Raw genomic sequence first — 2548 nt, 5'->3', positions numbered from 1 at the left:
GGCATCATGACCGGCAGTGGGCCGGGGGGGCGCATCACCAAGCAGGACATCCAGGATGCGGCGAAGGCCGCGGCAGCCCCGGCGGCTCCCGCCGCTCCCGTGCCCGCTGCCGCTCCCGTGCCCGCTGCCGCTGTCGCTCGCCCGGCAGCCGCGCCGGTGCCGGCCCCCACGGCCGCCGCAGCCGCCGCCCGTGGGCGCACCGAGAAACTCACCCGCCTGCGCTCGCTCGTCGCCCGCCGGATGGTCGAGTCACTGCAGATCAGCGCGCAGCTCACGACCGTCGTGGAGGCCGACGTCACGCGGATCGCGAAGCTGCGCGACCGGGCCAAGGGCGCGTTCCTGGCCCGCGAGGGCGTGAAGCTCTCCTTCCTGCCGTTCTTCGCCGTGGCCGCCTGCGAGGCGCTGCGCGAGCACCCGGTGATCAACTCCAGCATCGATCTGGAGGGCGGCACGGTCACCTACCATGACGCGGAGAACCTGGGTGTCGCGGTCGACACCGACCGCGGGCTGGTCGTCCCGGTCATCCACAACGCCAGCGACCTGAACCTCAGCGGCATGGCGCGCAAGATCGACGAGCTCGCCGCCCGCACCCGCGCCAACCAGGTGTCCCCGGACGACCTGGGCGGTGGCACGTTCACGCTGACAAACACCGGCAGCCGGGGCGCGCTGTTCGACACCCCGATCCTCAACCAGCCTCAGGTGGCGATCCTGGGCACCGGGTCGGTCGTCAAGCGGCCGGCCGTCGTCACGGACCCGGAGCTCGGTGAGGTCATCGCGGTTCGGTCGAAGGTCTACCTGGCCCTGACCTACGACCACCGGATCGTCGACGGCGCCGACGCGGCCCGCTTCCTGACCGCGGTGGCGAGCCGGCTGGAGGAAGGTGCCTTCGAGGCCGAGCTCGGGCTGTAACCGAGCGGTCAGGCCTGCTCGTCAGGCCCGACGAGCAGGCCGAACGAGAAGCCGAATGAGCAAGCCGTACGAGCCGAGGAGCCCGGACAGATGAAGGTGGCCGTCACCGGATCGTCCGGGCTCATTGGTTCGGCGTTGCTGCCAGCCCTGCGGGCTGACGGGCACGAGGTCGTCCGGATCGTCCGCCGGCCGCCGCGGGGCCCGGGCGAGATCCGCTGGGATCCCCTGGCCGGCCAGTTGGATCCACGCGAGCTCCAGGGCGTCGACGCGGTGATCAACCTCGCCGGCGCCGGCCTCGGCGATCACCGCTGGACCGCGAGCTACAAGCAGGTCCTGTGCGCCAGCCGCATCGAGGGCACCCGCCTGCTCGCCGAGACGCTCGCCGGTCTCGCCGTACCGCCGCGCGTCCTGCTCTCCGGCAGCGCCATCGGCTGGTACGGCAGCCCCGCCGGTGCGACCGGACCAGCGCTGGACGAGTCGGCCGGTGCGGGCGTCGGATTCCTCGCCGACCTCGTCCGCGGCTGGGAGGGCGCCACCGCGGCGGCCGAGGCGGGCGGAATCCGAGTGGTGCGGCTGCGCATCGGCGTAGTGCTGTCCGCCCGCGGCGGAATGCTCGGCCGGTTGCTCCCGCTGTTCCGCCTGGGCGCCGGCGGCCAGCTCGGCCCGGGGCGGCAGTGGCTCAGCTGGATCAGCCTGCGCGACACCGTCGCGGCGGCGCGCTTCCTGCTCGACGCCGACGGGGTACGCGGGCCGGTCAACCTCGTCGCCCCGAGCCCAGTGACCAACGCCGAGTTCACCGCCGCCCTGGCCCGGGCGCTGCACCGCCCGGCGTTCGCGCGGGTTCCCCGCGTCGCCCTACGGCTGGCGCTCGGCGAGTTCGCCGACGAGGGAGTGTTCGCCTCCCAGCGCCTCGCGCCGGCCGCCCTGCTCGACGCGGGTTTCCGTTTCGCCCACCCGGATCTCGCCGCGGCGCTGGAGGACGCCCTGCACCACGGCGGCTGATCCGGCCCGGTCAGCCAGGTGCGACCGACTCACTGCCCGCGAGCCGCCAGCCTCCGCTGGTCCGCCAGAGCGTCAGGATCTTGATGCTCGCCGGCGAGCTCGGTTCGCTTGCCAGGACCGCGCCGGCGGCGTTGAGGAAGTTGTAGGCCTCGACGCTCTCCGTCACGCGCAGCACGACCTGATCCGCGCGTTCCAGCTGAATCTCCAGGTCGATGATCTGAATCCGTACCGGCGACGAGTGCGCGTCTTTCTCCAGCAGCGTGCGGACGGTTGCCTCGTCGGTGCGCAGCGCGGCACTGTCCGGTGCGTCCGCCGCGTCCAGCGCGGCGAGGTCGGCGCGCTCGAAGGCCCTGCTTCGCGCGACGTTCAGCTCCTCGAGGACCGCCCGCCACGCCTGCTCCGGTGACCGCCCGTTCACCGGTGTCGCGCTCGGGTTCTGCCCTCCCCCGCCGCCGGCCGTCGGGGCCTTGCGGGTCTCGGCCCGGTCGGAGCCGCCGTTCATCAGCACGACAGCGATGACGACAGCCACGAGCCCGACGCAGCCGATCGCCGGTAGCAGCAGACGTTTCCGCCCGCCGCGGCCGGACCGCCCCGAACGCCCCGCCGGGCCCCCGCGGGCGCCACCGCGGACCCGCCC

The 2548-nt window shown here is 73.7% G+C and carries 2 protein-coding genes and 1 pseudogene; 2 read left to right on the top strand and 1 reads right to left on the bottom strand.

Going from position 1 to position 2548, the window contains the following annotated elements; translation table 11 throughout:
• Positions 1 to 909 (top strand): 2-oxo acid dehydrogenase subunit E2 (locus FREUN1FDRAFT_RS38775; protein WP_006545920.1); only part of this gene is annotated, 909 nt, incomplete at its 5' end.
• Between the two features lie 90 nt (positions 910 to 999).
• Positions 1000 to 1911, top strand: a complete 912-nt coding sequence (locus FREUN1FDRAFT_RS38770; protein ID WP_006545919.1) for a TIGR01777 family oxidoreductase — start codon at positions 1000 to 1002, stop codon at positions 1909 to 1911.
• Positions 1912 to 1921: 10 nt separating this feature from the next.
• Here FREUN1FDRAFT_RS38770 and FREUN1FDRAFT_RS38765 read toward each other — a convergent pair.
• Positions 1922 to 2548, bottom strand: a pseudogene (locus tag FREUN1FDRAFT_RS38765) (serine/threonine protein kinase); the annotation flags it as partial.

The sequence above is a fragment of the Parafrankia sp. EUN1f genome, assembly GCF_000177675.1.
In the GTDB taxonomy this organism is placed as follows: Bacteria; Actinomycetota; Actinomycetes; order Frankiales; family Frankiaceae; genus Parafrankia.
The sequence above is the reverse complement of the archived record's forward strand: the minus strand, read 5'-3'. Positions and strand labels throughout refer to the sequence as shown.

What these genes read in the sequence shown, in the direction of transcription:
- FREUN1FDRAFT_RS38770 (WP_006545919.1), top strand. Translation starts at nt 1,000, where the DNA reads ATGAAGGTGGCCGTCACCGGATCGTCCGGGCTCATTGGTTCGGCGTTG.